Here is a 15542-nt window from a genome sequence, read left to right on the forward strand (position 1 = left end):
GGCACCGGCACCGGCACCGGCACCGGGCCGGCCCCGCAGCTGACCGCACCGGCTCGACCGGTCCGCGGTCCAGCGGGCCGCGCCACCCGGCCCCGGCACCCGGCCCCGGGACCCGTCGCCCGGCCATCACGAGGCCCACCGCATCCGCCCCGACCACCTCCAGGGGAGCCCCATGACCACGACCGCCGAACGGGCCCGCGCCCAGGCCCCGCCCGACGTCGAGATCCTCCGCACCCGGCATGAACGAGGCCCGAGCCGGGTGCCGCGCTGGCTGGTGAAGACCGCCTCGCCGGTCGTGCTCGTCGCGTTGTGGCAGCTGCTGTCCAGCACCGGCGTGCTGCCCCGCGACGTCCTCGCCTCCCCCGCCGTCGTCCTCTCCACCGCCGCCGACATGTGGGCCGAGGGAACGGTGCAGAGCGCCGTCGGCGTCTCCCTGCTGCGCGTCCTGGCCGGGATCGCGATCGGGCTGGTCACCGCCGTCGTGCTCGCCACACTCTCGGGCCTGTTCCGCCGCGGCGAGGACGTGATCGACGCGCCGGTCCAGATGCTGCGCACCGTGCCGGTGATCGGCCTGATCCCGCTGCTGATCATCTGGTTCGGCATCGGCGAGGAGCCGAAGATCGTCCTGATCGCGCTGGCCGTGACGTTCCCGCTGTACATGAACCTCTTCGGCGGGATCCGCAACGTCGACGCCACGCTGGTGGAGGCCGCGCGCACCCTCGGACTCGGCTGGTTCGGCCAGGTCCGGCACGTGATCCTGCCGTCGGCGATGCCGCAGTTCCTGATCGGACTGCGCTACGCCCTCGGCACCGCGTGGCTGGCACTGGTGTTCGGCGAGACGATCAACGCGACCTCGGGCATCGGGTACGAGATGAACACCGCCCGGGAGTTCTTCCAGACCGACGTGATCGTCGTCTGCCTCGCCCTCTACGCACTGCTCGGACTGCTCGGCGACGCCGTCGTGCGGCTGCTGGAGAGGGGGTTCCTGTCGTGGCGACCGGCGTTCAGCGGGCAGTGAACCCGGTGGCGGTCCGCGGCCTGAGCCGCCGCTTCGGCGACCGCACCGTGCTCACCGATCTCGATCTCGACATCGAGCCGGGCCAGTTCGTGGCGCTGCTCGGCGCGTCCGGCTGCGGCAAGTCCACCCTGTTGCGGATCCTCGCCGACCTCGACCACGACGTCACCGGCGAGGTCACCGTCGCGAAGCGGCGCGCCGTCGGGTTCCAGGCGCCCCGGCTGCTGCCGTGGAAGACGGTGTGGCGCAACGTCGTCATGGGTCTGCCCGGCCGGCCGGACCGGGCCCGCGCGGAGGCGGCGCTGGACGAGGTCGGCCTGTCGCACCGCACCGACGTGTGGCCGAAGGTGCTCTCCGGCGGCGAGGCCCAGCGTGCCGCGCTGGCCCGTGCCCTGGTCCGTGAGCCCGACCTGCTGCTGCTCGACGAGCCGTTCTCCGCGCTCGACGCGCTCACCCGCATCACCGCGCGGCGGCTCGTGGAGGAGCTGTGGCAGCGGCACGGCTGCGCGGTCCTGCTCGTGACCCACGACGTCGAGGAGGCGCTCGTGCTCGCCGACCGCGTGCTCGTCATGGACCGGGGGCGGATCGACCACGACGCCCTCGTGCCCCTCGACCGCCCGCGCGACGTCACCCACCCCGACTTCCAGCGCCTGCGTGCCGAGCTGCTCGGCCGCCTCGGCGTCCACTAGGAGGAACCGTGTCCGTCGAGTTCATCGGCATGATCGGGACCCAGGAGGTCTCGGAGATCCACCCCGCCGCCGGCCCGGTGATCGACCGCGCCACCGTGCGCGAGTTCGTCGCCGCGCACGAGGAGGCCGGCTTCGACAAGGTGCTGGTGGGGCACTCGTCGTCCACACCGGACGGTCTGCAGGTCGCCGCGTACGCTGCCGCACACTCGGAGCGGCTCGGGTTCCTCGTCGCGCACCGGCCCGGGTTCACCGCGCCGACCCTCGCGGCCCGTCAGTACGCCACGCTCGACCACTTCTCCGGTGGCGGCCGGGTCGCGATGCACGTCATCTCCGGCGGCAGCGACGTCGACCAGCGCCGCGACGGCGACTGGCTGGACAAGGACGAGCGCTACGCCCGCACCGACGAGTACCTGTCCGTGGTGCGTCGCACCTGGTCCGAGCCGGGGGCCTTCGACCAGCACGGCGAGCACTACCGCGTCGCCGGCGTGAACCAGGAGGTCCGGCCGCTCGCGCCGATCCCGGTCTACTTCGGTGGCTCGTCCGAGGCGGCCTACCGGGTGGGCGGCCGGCACGCCGACGTCTTCGCGCTCTGGGGCGAGCCCCTCGCGGGCACCGCCGAGCAGATCACCCGGGTGCACGAGGCGGCCCGCGCCGCCGGGCGCGCCGAGCCACCGCGGATCAGCGTGTCGTTCCGCCCGATCCTCGGCGACACCGAGGAGCAGGCGTGGGCCCGCGCGCACGACATCCGGGACCGGATCGTCGCCGCGAAGGGCGGCCACGGGTCCTTCACCGGGTCCCGGATGCGCGAGGCCGGAGCCCCCGCCAACGTCGGCTCGCAGCGGCTGCTCGCCGCGGCGGAGGCCGGGGAGGTCCACGACCGGTGCCTCTGGACGGCGACCGCCGCGGCCTCCGGTGCGGCAGGCAACTCGACCGCGCTCGTCGGCACCCCCGACACCGTCGCCGCGGCACTGGCCGACTACGTCGACATCGGCGTCGGCACGCTGCTGATCCGCGGCTACGACCCGGTCGCCGACGCCCGCCGCTACGGCCGTGAGCTGCTACCCGCGGTGCACGCGGAGCTGGCCCGGCGCGGCGCGGCCGTGGGGGTGCCGGCGTGAGCGCCCCCGCTCCCGCCGCCCCGGCCCGCTGGACGCCGGACGGCACCTCGCGCGGCACCGTCGTCGTGCTCACCGGTCGCGGTGAGCATCCCGGCGTCTACGCCCGCCTCGGCAGGCGGCTCGCGTTCGACGGCTGGACGGTCGCCGCATCGTCTCCCGGCGCGACCGGAACGGACGTCGCCGCGGTCCTCGACGGAGCGACCGGGGCCCGGGTCCTGCTCGGCTCGGACACCGGGGCGCTGCTGGCCTGGGAGCTCGCCGCCGACGGCTCCGTCGAGCTCGACGCCCTGGTCCTGGCCGCGCTCCCGGCCGCGCCGCCGGACCCGGCACCGCCACGAAGCCACGAGGACGAGCTCGACGCCCGCACCGCCTGTCCGGTGCACCGCGGCATCCTCGAGGCCGACCCGGGGTTCCGGTGGGGCGCACTCGACGAGGCACCTCCCCCGGTGCCGTCGGCCGCGCTGCCCGACGTGCCGGTGCTCTGGCTGCACGGCGACGCCGATCCGGTCGCCCCGGCCGCCGCGGTCCGCGCGCTGGCCCGGGACACCGACGACCTCGCCGTCGTCGCCGACGGGGTGCACGACGTGCTCAACGACCAGTTCCACCGGATCGTCGCCGCCCGGCTGGTGCAGTTCCTGGAGAAGGTCGCCAAGGGCGCGGCGTTCGTCGCCCCCGCCGCGGCCGCACCCGCGGGGGGCCGGCGCGCCGCGCCGCTCACCGTGTCCGCCCGGCTCGACCACGCCCTGCGGGCACTCGCCGAGCTGGTGGCCGCCGGGGACGGCACCGTCACCTGCGACGCCATCGCCCGCGCCCGCGGGATCCCGCTGAACTCGCTGGTCAACATCATGCTGCAGCTGCGCCGGGCCGGTCTCGTGACCAGCAGGCGCGGCTGCGAGGGCGGCTACCGGCTCGCCCGCCCGGCGGACGAGATCACCGTCGCCGACGTCGTCCGGGCCACCGAGGGGGCACTCGCCGCCATCCGTGACACCGGCCCCGCCGCCGTCCTCTGGGCGGATCTCGAACGCACCGTCGCCGACTTCCTCACCGGCCACACCCTGACCGTCCTCACCCCGGAGAGCACCCCCCGATGAGCAGCACCACCGATCCCTTCCACCCCGATCTCGGACCCGGCACCGACGCGACCCCGCCGGCGCACGCCCGGGTGCACCTGGTCCGCGGCGCCGATCTGTCCGCCGACACCGCGCAGACCAGCGGGATGTCCCGGCGGGAAGCCGTCAGCGGCCGCACCGTCGGCTCGCACAAGCTCTGGACCGGCGAGACGCACGTCGCCCCCGCCACGAACTCCGGCGACCACCACCACGGCGAGGCCGAGACGTCGATCTACGTGGTCAGCGGCCGCCCGCGGTTCGTGTTCCACGACGGCACCGGCGAGGTCGTTCTGCAGACCGAGCCGGGCGACTACGTGTTCGTCCCGCCCTACGTCCCGCACCGCGAGGAGAACCCCGACCCCGACAACCCGGCGGTCGTCGTGATCTCGCGCAGCACCCAGGAGGGGATCGTCGTGAACCTCCCCGCGCTCACCCCGCTCACCGATCCGGAGACCGCACCGTGACCCGCCGGCTCATCCTGCCCGCACTCCTGTCCACGCTGGCCGTGGTGCTCGCCGGCTGCTCCGGCGCCTCCGACGACGGCCCGGCCGACCTCTCGCAGGTCACCCTGCGGGTCGGCGACCAGGCCGGGATCCAGCAGGCGGTCGTCGAGGCATCCGGTGCGCTGGAGGGGACGCCGTACACGGTCGAGTGGGCGCAGTTCCCGGCCGCCGCGCCGGTGCTGGAGGCACTGCGCGGCGAGGCGATCGACGCCGGCATCGCCGGTGACGCGCCCACGCTGACGGCGCTGTCGTCCACCGACCGGATCAGGATCGTCGAGGCCACGCGGTCACCGAGCCAGGGCGGGCTGGCCCTGCTCGTCGGCCAAGACTCGCCGATCCGCTCGGTCGCCGACCTGCGCGGGAAGACCGTCTCCCCGACCACCCAGGGCAGCATCGGCCACTACCTGCTGCTGCGTTCCCTGGAGGAGGCCGGCGTGCCACCCGCGGAGGTGAACATCTCGTTCCTGCAGCCGGTCGACGCGGCCGCCGCGATGAACTCCGGCGCGATCGACGCCTGGTCCACCTGGGATCCCTACACCGCGGTGGCCCAGCAGGAGTCCGGCGCCCGGATCCTGCGCGACGCCGAGGGGCTCGGCACCGGGCTGACCTTCCTGAACGCCAACACCGCGGCCCTCGAGGACGCCGGCACCCGCGCCGCGCTCACCGACTTCACCGAGCGCTACGCCCGGGCGCTGCAGTGGGCCAGGGAGAACCCGCAGGACAACTCGGCGATCTACGCGACGCTGACCGGCCGGCCCGCCGCCGTCGCCGACCTGATGGCCGACCGGGCCCAGCGGGCGACCGAGCCGCTCTCGCCGGAGCTGACCGCCGAGCTGCAGGAGGTCGCCGACCGTTATGTCGGCTACGACGTGCTGCGCAACCCGGTCGACGTCGCGTCGGCCATGGAGGACCTCGGCGCCCCGGCACCCTGATCCGCGCCGGTCAGCCCGGTGCCCCCGGAAGGACGCTCACGGCGACGTCGACGATGTCGGCACGTGGCTCGAGCCGGGGTACCTCGGCGATCGGCACCCACCGTGCGAAGTCGGTCGTGCCACCCACTTCGGTGGTCCCCAGCTCCCCGCCCGTGATGGTGGCAGCGAGGACGAAGCGCTGGGAACGCCACGGACGACGATCACCTGTGCGTGGCGCGGTGACGTGGTGCTCGGCGAGGACCTGCCCGACGTCCACCCGGTAGCCGGTCTCCTCCCACACCTCCCGGACGACCGCGGCCCGGATGGACTCGTCGAACTCGACCCCGATGATCACCGGTCGTGGAGGGGAGCGAACGGCACCTCGGGGAACACCGTCGTTCCCCCGGTGTTGCACCGGTAGGAGACCGCACGAGGAGTCGGAGGCCCCCTCATGCCGCGCAAGCAGATCCACCTCGCCGCACACTTCCCGGGCGTCAACAACACCACGGTCTGGAGCGACCCGGCGTCGGGCAGCCACATCGAGTTCGAGTCGTTCGCACACTTCGCGCGGACCGCCGAGCGGGCCAGGTTCGACTTCCTGTTCCTCGCCGAGGGGCTGCGGCTGCGCGAGCATCGCGGGCAGATCTACGACCTGGACGTGGTGGGCCGGCCGGACACCTTCACCGTCCTGAACGCGCTGGCCGCGGTCACCGACCGGCTCGGCCTGGCCGGGACGATCAACTCGACCTTCACCGAGCCGTACGACGTCGCCCGCCAGTTCGCGAGCCTGGACCACCTCTCGGGCGGGCGCGCGGCGTGGAACGTCGTCACCTCGTGGGACGCGTTCACCGGGGAGAACTTCCGCCGGGGCGGATTCCTGCCCAAGGACGAGCGCTACTCGCGGGCGAAGGAGCAGCTCGCCGCCACCTCCGCGATCTGGGACTCCCGGACCGGGCCGGACGATCGTGGCGGTTTCGCGTTCCGCTCCGACCAGTTCGACATCCACGGCCGGTTCGCGCTGCCGCGCAGCCCACAGGGCCGCCCGGTGATCCTGCAGGCCGGGGACTCCGAGGAGGGCCGCGAGTTCGCCGCGGCGTCGGCCGACGCGATCTTCTCCCGGCACGCCGAGCCGGAGGCGGGGCGGGCGTTCCTGGCCGACGTCAAGGGGCGCCTCGCCCGCTACGGCCGCGGGTGGGACGACCTCAAGATCCTTCCGGCGGCGACGTACGTGCTGGGCGACACCGACGCCGAGGCCGCCGAGCGCGCCGAGACGGTCCGGTACCAGCAGGTCAGCCCGCAGACGGCGATCGTGTTCGCCGAGCAGCTGTGGAACACCGACCTCTCGGGCCGGGATCCGGACGGCCCGCTGCCGGAGTTCGACCCGGTCGAGGGCGAGCTCGTCTCGCAGGGCCGGGCCAGTGTGCGGCAGTACCGGGACCCGAAGACCGTCGCCGACCAGTGGCGGGCGCTCGCGGCGGAGAAGAAGCTGTCACTGCGCGAGACCGTGATCGAGGTGACCGGCCGGCACACCTTCGTCGGCAGCCCGGCGACGGTCGCCGCGGCGATCGACGACGCCGTGCAGTCCGACGCCGCGGACGGCTACGTCCTCGTTCCGCACGTCACTCCCGGCGGGCTGGACGAGTTCGCGGACCAGGTGGTCCCCCTGCTGCAGGAACGCGGCTCCTTCCGCACCGACTACGCCGGTACGACGCTGCGCGAGCACCTCGGCCTGCCCCCTGTCGCGACGACGACCGATCCGACGCAGGCCGCCGTCGCGGCGCCGGGAGCCTGACGGGCCCGGGCGCTCAGGTCCGGTGGTCCTCGTCGTCGTCGCGCTTCTCCCCTTCGCTCTCGTAGTAGCCCTCCCGCTTCGCGCGGACGGCGATCATCGCCATCGCGAACGGGATGCCGAGCAGCAGGCCGAACGACAGCAGCCCGGCCAGCCACTCGCCCGGGACCAGCACGAGCACGATCACGCCGATCGCGACGCCCTGCAGGATCCGGTCGAGCGGGGCGCGATCGACGGCGCCACGCGCGCCACCGGTGGACTCCAGCGAGGACATCTCGGAGTTCAGGTCGGGGTCGGACCTGCTCAGCTCGCTCTCCAGGTCCGAGAGCGAACGCTCCTCCGCGCGGTTCAGCGGACGGGCGAACGGGCGAGGTTCCGGATCCGGCGCACCCCCGGCCGGCTGCGGCGGCGGGGGCGGGGGCGGCAGGGGCGGTGGCGTGACAGACATGATCTTCCTCCTCGGTGCCGGCGTGGCCGGCCTTCCGAGCAACCCGTCGGACCCCTCTCATGCTATCGAAACGGACAAAGCTCCGCGCGCCCGCGAAACCGCGAGAGTTCCGGGGTGGTCTACTCCTCGGTGGACCGGCCGTGGCCCGAGGTCCGGGTGAGCTCGCGCCCGTCCTTCTCCTCCGCGGCCCGCTTGCGCGACACGACGAGGCTGGCGATCGCGGCGACGGCGATCGTGCCGGTGATGACGAGCAGCGACAGCCAGATCGGCACCTCGGGGACCGGCACCGGCTGTCCGCCGTTGATGAACGGCACGTTGTTCTCGTGCAGCGCGTGCAGGGTCAGCTTCACGCCGATGAAGGCGAGGATGACGGCCAGGCCGTGCGCCAGGAAGATCAGCCGCTCCAGCAGCCCACCGATGAGGAAGTAGAGCTGGCGCAGACCGAGCAGGGCGAACGCGTTCGCGGTGAAGACCAGGAACGGCTCCTGGGTCAGGCCGAAGATCGCGGGGATCGAGTCGAACGCGAACAGCAGGTCGGTCAGCCCGATCGCCACGATGACCAGCGCCATCGGGGTCAGCAGCCGCTTGCCGTCGATCCGGGTGGTGAGCTTCGCGCCGTCGTACTCGGTCGAGGTCGGGAGCACCCTGCGGACCATGCGGATCAGCCGGGAGTCGCCCGCGTCGCCCGCGTCCTGCTCGTGCCCGCCCGACAGGGCCTCCTTGATCTGAGAGTACGCCAGCCAGAACAGGACGATCGCGAAGAGGTAGAACACGGCGACGAAACGCTCGATGATCACCGCGCCGACCGCGATGAACGCACCTCGCATGACGATCGCGATCGCGATGCCGATCAGCAGCACCTTCTGCTGGTGCACCTTGGGCACCGCGAACGCCGTCATGATCAGCAGGAAGACGAACAGGTTGTCGACCGACAGTGCCTTCTCGGTCAGCCAGCCGGCCATGTACTCGCCGCCGTACTGCCAGCCGGAGAAGACGCCGACGCCGACGCCGAAGAGCAGGGCGAGCGCGATGTAGCCGGCCGACCAGATCGCCGACTCGCGCAGTGTCGGCTCGTGCGGGTCGCGGGCGTGCCCGACGAAGTCGAACACGAGCATGCCGATGATGGCGGCGACGGTCGCCAGCCATACCCAGAGCGGAACGTTCACAGGGGTTTCCTCCAGCGCAGGATCGAGCACTGAAGGTCTCCTCCGCCCGCTGATCGCGGACCGGCCCCACCGGGAACAGCTCGTCCTGATTCCGTGGTGACGGCGGCGCCGTGTCGGGAGTACTCCCCTTCGTGGGGAGAACGCTAGGGCACGGTGCTCGATCTTCGACAGTCCGGAGGATCGCGACCTTCGTCACCGCTGTCCGTTTCGCCCCTGGGGCGCTGCTTCTCGGAGCGGGACCCTGCGGGCTCCTCGCGCACCCGCCCGGCCGGGGTCAGCCGGTGGCCAGCCGCACGGTGGCGCCGCCGCGGACCGGCTGCTGAACCGGCCGCGGGGGTGCCGGCAGGCGCCGGACGACGGTGCCCCGGGCGGGTGCTGCCCGCACCACCGGCAGTGGGCCGCTGCCGAGCTCCCGCGGTGCCGGAGCCCCCTCGGCCGGGACGTGGGCCGGGCGGGCCGGCAGCTCGGGCAGCGCGGGCAGGGCGGCGGCACCGGCCGGCAGCAGGCGGAGCAGGGCGGGCGCGTCCCGGAACGGGGTCGGCACCGGCGACGGCCGGGTGTGCCCGGCTCCGTGGTGGGGCTCCGGCCGGGCGCACCGCTCGCGGCCCGCGACCTTCGCGGCCAGCCGCAGTGCCGTCCGCGGCGAGGCCAGACACCCGGTGAGCGCGCGGTGGAGCCGGCCGGGCGCGGACAGCGTGCGGCCGCGGTCCAGGTCGTCGAGCGAGCGGCGTACGACCATCCGCAGCTCCGTCCACGGCGGTCCCGCCGGGTCGTCGTGGCCGCGGATCCGCCCGGCGTCGACGGCGGTGACCGTCACCCCGGTCCCCTGCAGCGACGCGGCGACGGTGCCGGTGAACGCCGGCACCCAGGACTGCGCGGCATCGTGGTCGTTGCCGCTCGACGGCGGAGGGCCTGCGACGTTGAGGATCCCGCCGCGGCCGCGGGCGGCCATCACCGACGCGGCCGCCCGGGTCAGCCGCAGCACTGCGGCCGTGGTCGCCTCGGCCTCGGCGCCGGCGTTGTTCACCAGCAGCTCGATCGGCGGGGCGGGATCGGCGATCCGCCGCTCGACCGCTGCCGGCCCGGCCGGGTCGGTGAGGTCCGCGGCGAGCGTCTCGACGATGGCGCCGGTGGCGCGGCCGATCCGTTCGGCCGTGGCGGCCAGCCGGTCGGCGTCCCGGGCGACCAGGACGATCGAGTACCCGCGTTCGGCGAGCTCGCGGGCGTAGGCCTCGCCGAGTCCGCGGCTTCCCCCGGTGACCAGTGCTGTCGGCATGCGTCGCACAGTAGGGACCGTTCGCTGTGCGGCCACTGAGAACCTGTGCGGCCACTGAGAACTTGTGTGGCCACTGAGAACGGCCGACGATCCGGCACCGGGACGCGGTCGGCCTCCCCACGCGGCCGGTTGTCCCGCTCGATCACGACGGCTACCGTGGCCGGTCCCGGTTCCACGCCCCGTTCGGAGAACCGTGGCTCGATCCGTTCAGCACGCAGCGGACCCCGCATCAGCCGTAGGCGAAGGCGAGGCAGTCCATGCGCACCCGCACCCGTCCCACTGCGACCGCCCCCACCCGCGACGGCCGGCACGGCTACGACCACCTCGTCCCGGTCCTGGAACAGCTCGCCGCCACCCCCGTCGCGGACGCGGACCGCCGGGCGCTGCGCGAGCACGTCATCCGGGAGTTCCGCCCGCTGGTGCGCAACCTGTCCCGGCGGTTCGCCCAGGGCGGGAACAGCGCCGAGGACATCGAGCAGGCAGGGATGCTCGGCCTGGTCAAGGCCATCGACCGCTACGACCCGGCGGCCGCGACCGGCGGCCCGCTCGGCTTCCTGGTGCCGAGCATCCGCGGCGAGATGAAGCGGTATCTGCGGGACCGGTCCTGGGCCGTCCGGGTGCCGCGCGACCTCAAGGACCTCGCCGTCCGGGTCCGGAGCACGGCCGACACGCTCGGGCAGCGCCTGGGCCGGGCGCCGCGGCCGTCCGAACTGGCCCGCGAACTGGATGTGACCACCGACGAGGTGATCGACGCCCTCGGCGCGCTCGACTCGCACCACGCCCGCTCGCTGGACGCGCGCACCGGGGACGGGTCCGGAGACGGCGGCGGGGACGGCGGCGGCACCCCGCTCGGCGAGCTGATCGGCGGCGAGGACCCGGGCCTCGAGGTCGCCGCGCACCGTGCGGAACTGCACGCGGTGATCGGCGCCCTGCCCGAGCGGGAGCGGCGGATCCTGATGATGCGGTTCTTCGGTGACAGCACCCAGTCGCAGATCGCGGCACAGCTGGGCATCTCGCAGATGCACGTGTCCCGCCTGCTGTCGCGCACGCTGACGCAGCTCCGTGAGCAGCTCACCGAGCACGACTGACGACGCTCAGCCGGGCATCGTCTCCCCACCGACCGGGGCGAGCACCTCCCCGGTGTAGTACGACGACAGCGCCGGAGCCGCGAAGAACACGTAGGACGGGGCGATCTCGTCCGGAGCGGCCGGCCGGCCCATGGGGACCTGCTCCCCGAAGCCCTCGACCTTCCCCTCGGGCATCGTCGCCGGGATCAGCGGCGTCCACACCGGGCCGGGTGCGACGCAGTTGACCCGGATCCCACGCGGTGTCAGCGACTGCGCGAGCGAGTACGTCAGCGACTGCACGGCGCCCTTGGTGGCCGAGTAGTCGATGAGGGACTTGTTGCCCCGCAACCCGTTGACCGACCCGGTGTTGATGATCGCGCCACCGTCGGGCAGATGGTCCAGCGCGGCCCTGGTGACGCGGAAGAAGCTGTGCACGTTCACCTCGAAGGTGCGCAGCCACTTCTCGTCGGAGATCTCCGACAACGAGTCGTACGGTTCCTGGGTCGCGATGTTGTTGACCAGTGTGTCCAGCCGGCCGAGCTCCTCGACGGTACGGCCGACGATCTGCGAACAGTGCGCGGCGTCGCCGAGGTCGCCGGGCAGCAGCAGGCACCGGCGTCCCTGCGCCCGTACCAGCTCCGCGGTGTGCTCGGCATCGGCGTGCTCGGTCAGGTAGGCCACCGCGACGTCCGCGCCCTCCTTCGCGAAAGCGACCGAGACCGCACGGCCGATGCCGGAGTCGCCCCCGGTCACCAGGGCGACGGTGCCGTCGAGCAGGCCGCGCCCCCGGTAGTCGCGCATCTCGTCGCGGGGATGCGGCTCCATCTCGCCGGTGCTCCCGGGTGGGGTCTGCTGCTGGGCGGGCGGGCTGTCGGTCACGCGTGCTCCCTCGTGTCGGTTGGTGACGCGGCTACCCCCGGACCCGGCGCGGCAAACGGCGGCCGGGGCGCTCGGGCCGGATGCGGTCATCGGGGATTCCGTACGGCGTCTGCGGGTAACCACGCACCGGAACCGACACTGGAGGTGAACCGTGCGACACGGTGAATCCGGCCGCGGGCAGGCCGACCTGCACCCGCACGACCACGTCGACCGGATGGCCCCGGACCCGCGTCCGGGCCCCGGGGCAGCGGCCTCGCCGGACGTGCTCCCCGAGCGCCCCGGCCGACCACCCGCCTCGAGCGACGGCGACGGCGACGGCGCGGCCCCCGCCGGCCCGGAGCACGACCCTGCCCCCGACCTGCCCGAAGCCGGGCGGTACCGGTCACCGGAACCGGGCGCGGACCCGTCCGGAGCGGTCGCGCCGGTGACCGGGACCGTGGTCGTCGGCGTCGACGGCACGCCCGCATCGACGGCCGCGCTGACCTGGGCGCGCAGTGTGGTGGGCGTTGGTGCCCGGATCGTCGCGGTGACCACGTGGCAGGAGCCGGTACAGACGTCCCCCATCGGTGCGCGCGGTGGTCACCGCAGGCAGTCCGACGCGGAGCGGATGCTGGACGACACCCTGCGCGGCGCCGGCATGACGGACGGGGTGGAGCGGGTGGTCGAACGCGGCCGCCCGGGCACGGTCCTGGCCGAACGGTCCCGCGACGCACAGCTGCTCGTGCTCGGCAACCGCCGGCGCGGCCCGCTCAGCGCCGTCGGATCGGCCGTGCAGGACTGCTTGCGACACGCATCCTGCCCGGTCGTGGTGATCCCGGACGGCCCGGCGGCCGACACCGACTGACCGATCGACGGTGACCGGAGGCCCGATGCCGGCCGTGAGCGCACGACGAGAGGAGCACCGATGGACCCCGAGAGGGCACGGACCCTGCTGCACGAGGAACTGGCCTGGACGGCGGAGACCGCCGATCTGGCCACCGAGGACGCGCCCGCCGGACCGGATGCGGATCGCCTGGCCGCGGGCACGGACTTCGGGGACTCCGGCTCCCGCGCCACGGAGTCCATGGACCACGACCTCACGGTGAACACCCTGCGCGGGCGCCGGGAGCGGGTGGAGGAGGCGCTCGCCCGGCTGGACCGGGGCGAGTACGGGCGGTGCGCCGTCTGCGGCGCCGAGATCGACGACGAGCGCCTGGAGATCCGTCCGGAGACCGACCGCTGCCGCGAGCACCCCGAGGACGACCGGCAGATGCCCGGCCCGGTCGAGAGCTGAGCCGTCAAGAATCGAGCGGGTCGGGAACCGAGCGGGGCGAGCACAGGGCGGGACGAGCACAGGGGGCACGAGAACCGAGCGCGGACGAGTACGGCCCGGACCCCGAGGATCCACCTCCTCGGGATCCGGGCCGTTCGGCGGTCCGGGTTGCCTCGCCGGTCCGGGCCGCTCGCCGATCCGGGCTATCTCGCCGGCCCGAGCCGTTCGCCGGTCCGGGCTACCTCGCCGGTCCGGGCTACCTCGCCGGTCCGGGCTACCTCGCCGGTCCGGGCTACCTCGCCGGTCCGGGCTACCTCGCCGGTCCGGGCTACCTCGCCGGTCCGGGCTACCTCGCCGGCCCGGACCGGCCGGTCCGGACTACGCGGTCGCGCCCTCGGGGTGCACCCGGTGCCTGCCCTCCGCGAACTCCTCGATGATCTTCGCGCAGAACGCGTCGAGGTCGTCCGGGTTGCGGCTGGTCACCAGACCCTCGTCCGTGCAGACCTGCTCGTCGACGACGGTCGCGCCGGCGTTGCGCAGGTCGGTCCGGATGCTCGGGTACGACGTCAGCGTCCGTCCCCGGACGACGTCGGCCTCGACCAGCGTCCACGGGCCGTGGCAGATCGCGCCGACCGGCTTGCCCGCGGCGAAGAACGCCCGGACGAAGCCGACCGCTTTCTCGTCCACCCGCAGGTTGTCCGGGTTGACGGTGCCGCCGGGCAGTACGAGCGCGTCGTAGTCGTCGGCGGAGACGTCGCCGACCGCCCTGTCGACCTCGAACTTCTCGGCCGGGTTGATGTCGCTGTTCATCGACTGGATCGGGTCGGTCGACAGGGAGACCAGCTCGACCCGGGCCCCGGCCTTGCGCAGCTCCTCGCGAGGGCGCGTCAGCTCCACCTGCTCCACACCGTCCGCGGCCAGGATCGCGACCGTCCGTCCCTGGAGTTCGTTCGCCACCGTGGGTTCCTCCGTTCTTGTCGATGCCTCATCGGGGACCTCCCTCGGCTTCCCGCTGGGGCGCGCTCCAATCCCGCCGGCCGACCCCGTCACGCCGCGGTGTGCCTGCGCCGGCGCCGGGTACCCGTCCGGTACCGGCACGATCGAGGAGGTACCGATGAACGCCGAGCGGGAACGGCGCCGCGAGGGCTACCGGCAGGGTCTGCCCGACCACCACGACCCCACGGCGGGGATCGGCGGCGCGCCACCGGCCCACAGCGCGCTCACCCTGCGCGCGGTGCTCGCCGGATTCGGGTTCGTCGTCGCAGCCGTCGGCGCCGTACTCGCGGCGACGGCCGGAATCACCTGGTTCGCCGTGGTGCTCGCGGTGATCGCGGTCGTCGCGCTCGTCGATCTGATCTGGATCCTGTACCGCAAGCGCCGCGGTGAGCCCGGCTGATCTCGCCGTTCTGCTCAGCCGCCCGGCTGACGGGTACCGGTCGGCACGGCCGGCCCGTCGTCCGGGGACGCCCCGCCGACCCGCTGTGCCGCCTCGACGCACGTCGCGGCCCGGATGACGGCGGGTGCCTCGGAGTCGAGGCCGTACAGCTGCGGGCCGGGCAGGTCCGGGGTGAGCGCGCGGGCGTCGTCGGTGACGGCGGCGAAACCCGCCCGGCCGTACGCCCAGACCGCGCGGTCGCCGTCGCTCTCGGCCAGGTCCTCGCCGACCACCGGGGCGGCGAGCAGGGCCAGGCCTTCATCGGGGACGACGTAGCGTTCGTCGGCAGCCACGGCACCGGCGGGCAACGCACCGGCGAGCGCGTCGAAGTCGGTCGCCCGCGCCGGGGCGCAGGACCGGAGCGCCGCCCCGGGGTCGGTGGCGGCGAGCCGCGCGAACTCCCGCGCGTCCGCGGCGGGGCCGTCGAGCTCCTTGCCCGCCTGTGCCTCGGCCGGGCCGAGGAACGCGCCGAACCCGAGGACGACCGTTGCCAGCAGCCCGCCGGCCGCCAGCAGGACGCCCACGCACCAGGCCACGGTGCGCGCGACCATGGACCGGCTCATGTCCACATACGCTAGCGGGGTACGGGTGAGTCGGCGACCTGCTGTTCCGCTGGACGGGCGCGCTTGCCCGGGCCGGTAACCTGGCCCGCACACAGGACATCGTGGTCCGGAGGTGCATCGATGCCCGACCAGCTCGCCGACGTCGTCCCGCTGTGCCGCGCGATCCGCCACGACGATCTCCCCGGCGTCCACTGCCCACACTGCGCCTCCCCGACCGTCGACGACGGCTGGGCCACCGTGCTCCCGTTCGGCCCCCTCCCCCGCGCCCGCCAGACCCGCTGTCCCCCGGCGACCGCGCGCTGACCGCATCCGCCCGCCCGTC

Annotated in this window: 19 protein-coding genes; 12 read left to right on the forward strand and 7 right to left on the reverse strand. The window is 73.9% G+C overall.

What is annotated here, in order from left to right; translation table 11 throughout:
- Window positions 1-172: 172 nt before the first annotated feature.
- Genes JOF36_RS25615 through JOF36_RS25640 form a run of 6 tightly spaced genes read left to right on the forward strand, consistent with a single transcriptional unit; the run spans window position 173 to window position 5366 of the window.
- A complete protein-coding gene (locus JOF36_RS25615; RefSeq protein ID WP_210031560.1) occupies window positions 173-1018 on the forward strand; it encodes an ABC transporter permease in 846 nt (281 codons plus the stop codon).
- Window positions 991-1704, forward strand: a complete 714-nt coding sequence (locus JOF36_RS25620) for an ABC transporter ATP-binding protein (RefSeq protein WP_210031561.1) — start codon at window positions 991-993, stop codon at window positions 1702-1704. The genes JOF36_RS25615 and JOF36_RS25620 overlap by 28 nt, the downstream gene beginning before the upstream one ends.
- An 8-nt stretch (window positions 1705-1712) precedes the next feature.
- Window positions 1713-2822: an LLM class flavin-dependent oxidoreductase gene (locus JOF36_RS25625; protein WP_210031563.1), complete on the forward strand. Its 1110-nt coding sequence runs from the start codon at window positions 1713-1715 to the stop codon at window positions 2820-2822.
- The gene (locus JOF36_RS41055) at window positions 2819-3913 is read left to right on the forward strand and encodes an Rrf2 family transcriptional regulator (protein WP_307862595.1); all 1095 of its coding nucleotides are present in this window, start codon (window positions 2819-2821) and stop codon (window positions 3911-3913) included. The genes JOF36_RS25625 and JOF36_RS41055 overlap by 4 nt, the downstream gene beginning before the upstream one ends.
- Entirely contained in the window at window positions 3910-4395 is a 486-nt protein-coding gene (locus JOF36_RS25635) for a cupin domain-containing protein (RefSeq protein ID WP_210031565.1), read from the forward strand. Before JOF36_RS41055 ends, JOF36_RS25635 begins: the two co-directional genes overlap by 4 nt.
- Window positions 4392-5366 carry an ABC transporter substrate-binding protein gene (locus JOF36_RS25640; protein ID WP_210031567.1) on the forward strand — a complete coding sequence of 325 codons (975 nt, stop codon included), beginning with the start codon at window positions 4392-4394 and terminating at the stop codon, window positions 5364-5366. The genes JOF36_RS25635 and JOF36_RS25640 overlap by 4 nt, the downstream gene beginning before the upstream one ends.
- 10 nt (window positions 5367-5376) lie before the next feature.
- Here the strand turns inward: JOF36_RS25640 and JOF36_RS25645 are convergent, their stop codons facing one another.
- Window positions 5377-5700, reverse strand: coding sequence for an NUDIX hydrolase (locus JOF36_RS25645; RefSeq protein ID WP_210031576.1), 324 nt, complete (start codon window positions 5698-5700; stop codon window positions 5377-5379).
- A 96-nt stretch (window positions 5701-5796) separates the two neighbouring features.
- Between JOF36_RS25645 and JOF36_RS25650 the strand changes: the two genes are divergently transcribed.
- Window positions 5797-7137, forward strand: coding sequence for an NtaA/DmoA family FMN-dependent monooxygenase (locus JOF36_RS25650; protein ID WP_210031578.1), 1341 nt, complete (start codon window positions 5797-5799; stop codon window positions 7135-7137).
- Window positions 7138-7150: 13 nt separating this feature from the next.
- Here the strand turns inward: JOF36_RS25650 and JOF36_RS25655 are convergent, their stop codons facing one another.
- From JOF36_RS25655 to JOF36_RS25665, 3 genes are all read right to left on the reverse strand, one after another.
- Complete coding sequence (locus JOF36_RS25655) at window positions 7151-7582, reverse strand: DUF3040 domain-containing protein (RefSeq protein ID WP_210031580.1); 432 nt, start codon at window positions 7580-7582, stop codon at window positions 7151-7153.
- A gap of 119 nt (window positions 7583-7701) precedes the next feature.
- The gene (locus JOF36_RS25660) at window positions 7702-8748 is read right to left on the reverse strand and encodes a TerC family protein (RefSeq protein WP_210031582.1); all 1047 of its coding nucleotides are present in this window, start codon (window positions 8746-8748) and stop codon (window positions 7702-7704) included.
- 274 nt (window positions 8749-9022) lie between these two features.
- Entirely contained in the window at window positions 9023-10024 is a 1002-nt protein-coding gene (locus tag JOF36_RS25665; protein ID WP_210031584.1) for an SDR family NAD(P)-dependent oxidoreductase, read from the reverse strand.
- Window positions 10025-10281: 257 nt separating this feature from the next.
- Here JOF36_RS25665 and JOF36_RS25670 point away from each other — a divergent pair, with 257 nt between their 5' ends.
- Window positions 10282-11112: a SigB/SigF/SigG family RNA polymerase sigma factor gene (locus tag JOF36_RS25670; protein WP_210031586.1), complete on the forward strand. Its 831-nt coding sequence runs from the start codon at window positions 10282-10284 to the stop codon at window positions 11110-11112.
- 6 nt (window positions 11113-11118) lie between these two features.
- Here the strand turns inward: JOF36_RS25670 and JOF36_RS25675 are convergent, their stop codons facing one another.
- A complete protein-coding gene (locus JOF36_RS25675; RefSeq protein WP_245352589.1) occupies window positions 11119-11916 on the reverse strand; it encodes an SDR family oxidoreductase in 798 nt (265 codons plus the stop codon).
- Window positions 11917-12121: 205 nt separating this feature from the next.
- On the opposite strand from JOF36_RS25675, the gene JOF36_RS25680 reads away from it, so the two are divergent.
- Together JOF36_RS25680 and JOF36_RS25685 are read left to right on the forward strand one after the other, a co-directional pair.
- A complete protein-coding gene (locus JOF36_RS25680) occupies window positions 12122-12814 on the forward strand; it encodes a universal stress protein (RefSeq protein ID WP_210031591.1) in 693 nt (230 codons plus the stop codon).
- 60 nt (window positions 12815-12874) lie between these two features.
- Window positions 12875-13243 carry a TraR/DksA family transcriptional regulator gene (locus JOF36_RS25685; RefSeq protein ID WP_210031593.1) on the forward strand — a complete coding sequence of 123 codons (369 nt, stop codon included), beginning with the start codon at window positions 12875-12877 and terminating at the stop codon, window positions 13241-13243.
- Window positions 13244-13600: 357 nt separating this feature from the next.
- Here the strand turns inward: JOF36_RS25685 and JOF36_RS25690 are convergent, their stop codons facing one another.
- Window positions 13601-14179 carry a type 1 glutamine amidotransferase domain-containing protein gene (locus JOF36_RS25690; protein WP_210031595.1) on the reverse strand — a complete coding sequence of 193 codons (579 nt, stop codon included), beginning with the start codon at window positions 14177-14179 and terminating at the stop codon, window positions 13601-13603.
- 157 nt (window positions 14180-14336) lie between these two features.
- On the opposite strand from JOF36_RS25690, the gene JOF36_RS25695 reads away from it, so the two are divergent.
- Window positions 14337-14618 (forward strand): DUF6343 family protein, encoded by a 282-nt coding sequence (locus JOF36_RS25695; protein WP_210031597.1) that lies wholly within the window; start codon window positions 14337-14339, stop codon window positions 14616-14618.
- A 14-nt stretch (window positions 14619-14632) separates the two neighbouring features.
- Here the strand turns inward: JOF36_RS25695 and JOF36_RS25700 are convergent, their stop codons facing one another.
- The gene (locus tag JOF36_RS25700; RefSeq protein WP_210031599.1) at window positions 14633-15220 is read right to left on the reverse strand and encodes a hypothetical protein; all 588 of its coding nucleotides are present in this window, start codon (window positions 15218-15220) and stop codon (window positions 14633-14635) included.
- Window positions 15221-15340: 120 nt separating this feature from the next.
- On the opposite strand from JOF36_RS25700, the gene JOF36_RS25705 reads away from it, so the two are divergent.
- Window positions 15341-15523, forward strand: a complete 183-nt coding sequence (locus tag JOF36_RS25705; protein ID WP_210031601.1) for a hypothetical protein — start codon at window positions 15341-15343, stop codon at window positions 15521-15523.
- Window positions 15524-15542 lie beyond the last annotated feature (19 nt).

The organism is Pseudonocardia parietis (genome assembly GCF_017876315.1).
Classification (GTDB): domain Bacteria; phylum Actinomycetota; class Actinomycetes; order Mycobacteriales; family Pseudonocardiaceae; genus Pseudonocardia; species Pseudonocardia parietis.

Coding starts and splice junctions, on each gene's coding strand:
- JOF36_RS25650 (WP_210031578.1), top strand. CDS start 5,797: ATGCCGCGCAAGCAGATCCACCTCGCCGCACACTTCCCGGGCGTCAAC.
- JOF36_RS25655 (WP_210031580.1), bottom strand. CDS start 7,582: ATGTCTGTCACGCCACCGCCCCTGCCGCCCCCGCCCCCGCCGCCGCAG.
- JOF36_RS25700 (WP_210031599.1), bottom strand. CDS start 15,220: ATGAGCCGGTCCATGGTCGCGCGCACCGTGGCCTGGTGCGTGGGCGTC.
- JOF36_RS25615 (WP_210031560.1), top strand. CDS start 173: ATGACCACGACCGCCGAACGGGCCCGCGCCCAGGCCCCGCCCGACGTC.
- JOF36_RS25705 (WP_210031601.1), top strand. CDS start 15,341: ATGCCCGACCAGCTCGCCGACGTCGTCCCGCTGTGCCGCGCGATCCGC.
- JOF36_RS25670 (WP_210031586.1), top strand. CDS start 10,282: ATGCGCACCCGCACCCGTCCCACTGCGACCGCCCCCACCCGCGACGGC.
- JOF36_RS25685 (WP_210031593.1), top strand. CDS start 12,875: ATGGACCCCGAGAGGGCACGGACCCTGCTGCACGAGGAACTGGCCTGG.
- JOF36_RS25675 (WP_245352589.1), bottom strand. CDS start 11,916: ATGGAGCCGCATCCCCGCGACGAGATGCGCGACTACCGGGGGCGCGGC.
- JOF36_RS25665 (WP_210031584.1), bottom strand. CDS start 10,024: ATGCCGACAGCACTGGTCACCGGGGGAAGCCGCGGACTCGGCGAGGCC.
- JOF36_RS25695 (WP_210031597.1), top strand. CDS start 14,337: ATGAACGCCGAGCGGGAACGGCGCCGCGAGGGCTACCGGCAGGGTCTG.
- JOF36_RS25635 (WP_210031565.1), top strand. CDS start 3,910: ATGAGCAGCACCACCGATCCCTTCCACCCCGATCTCGGACCCGGCACC.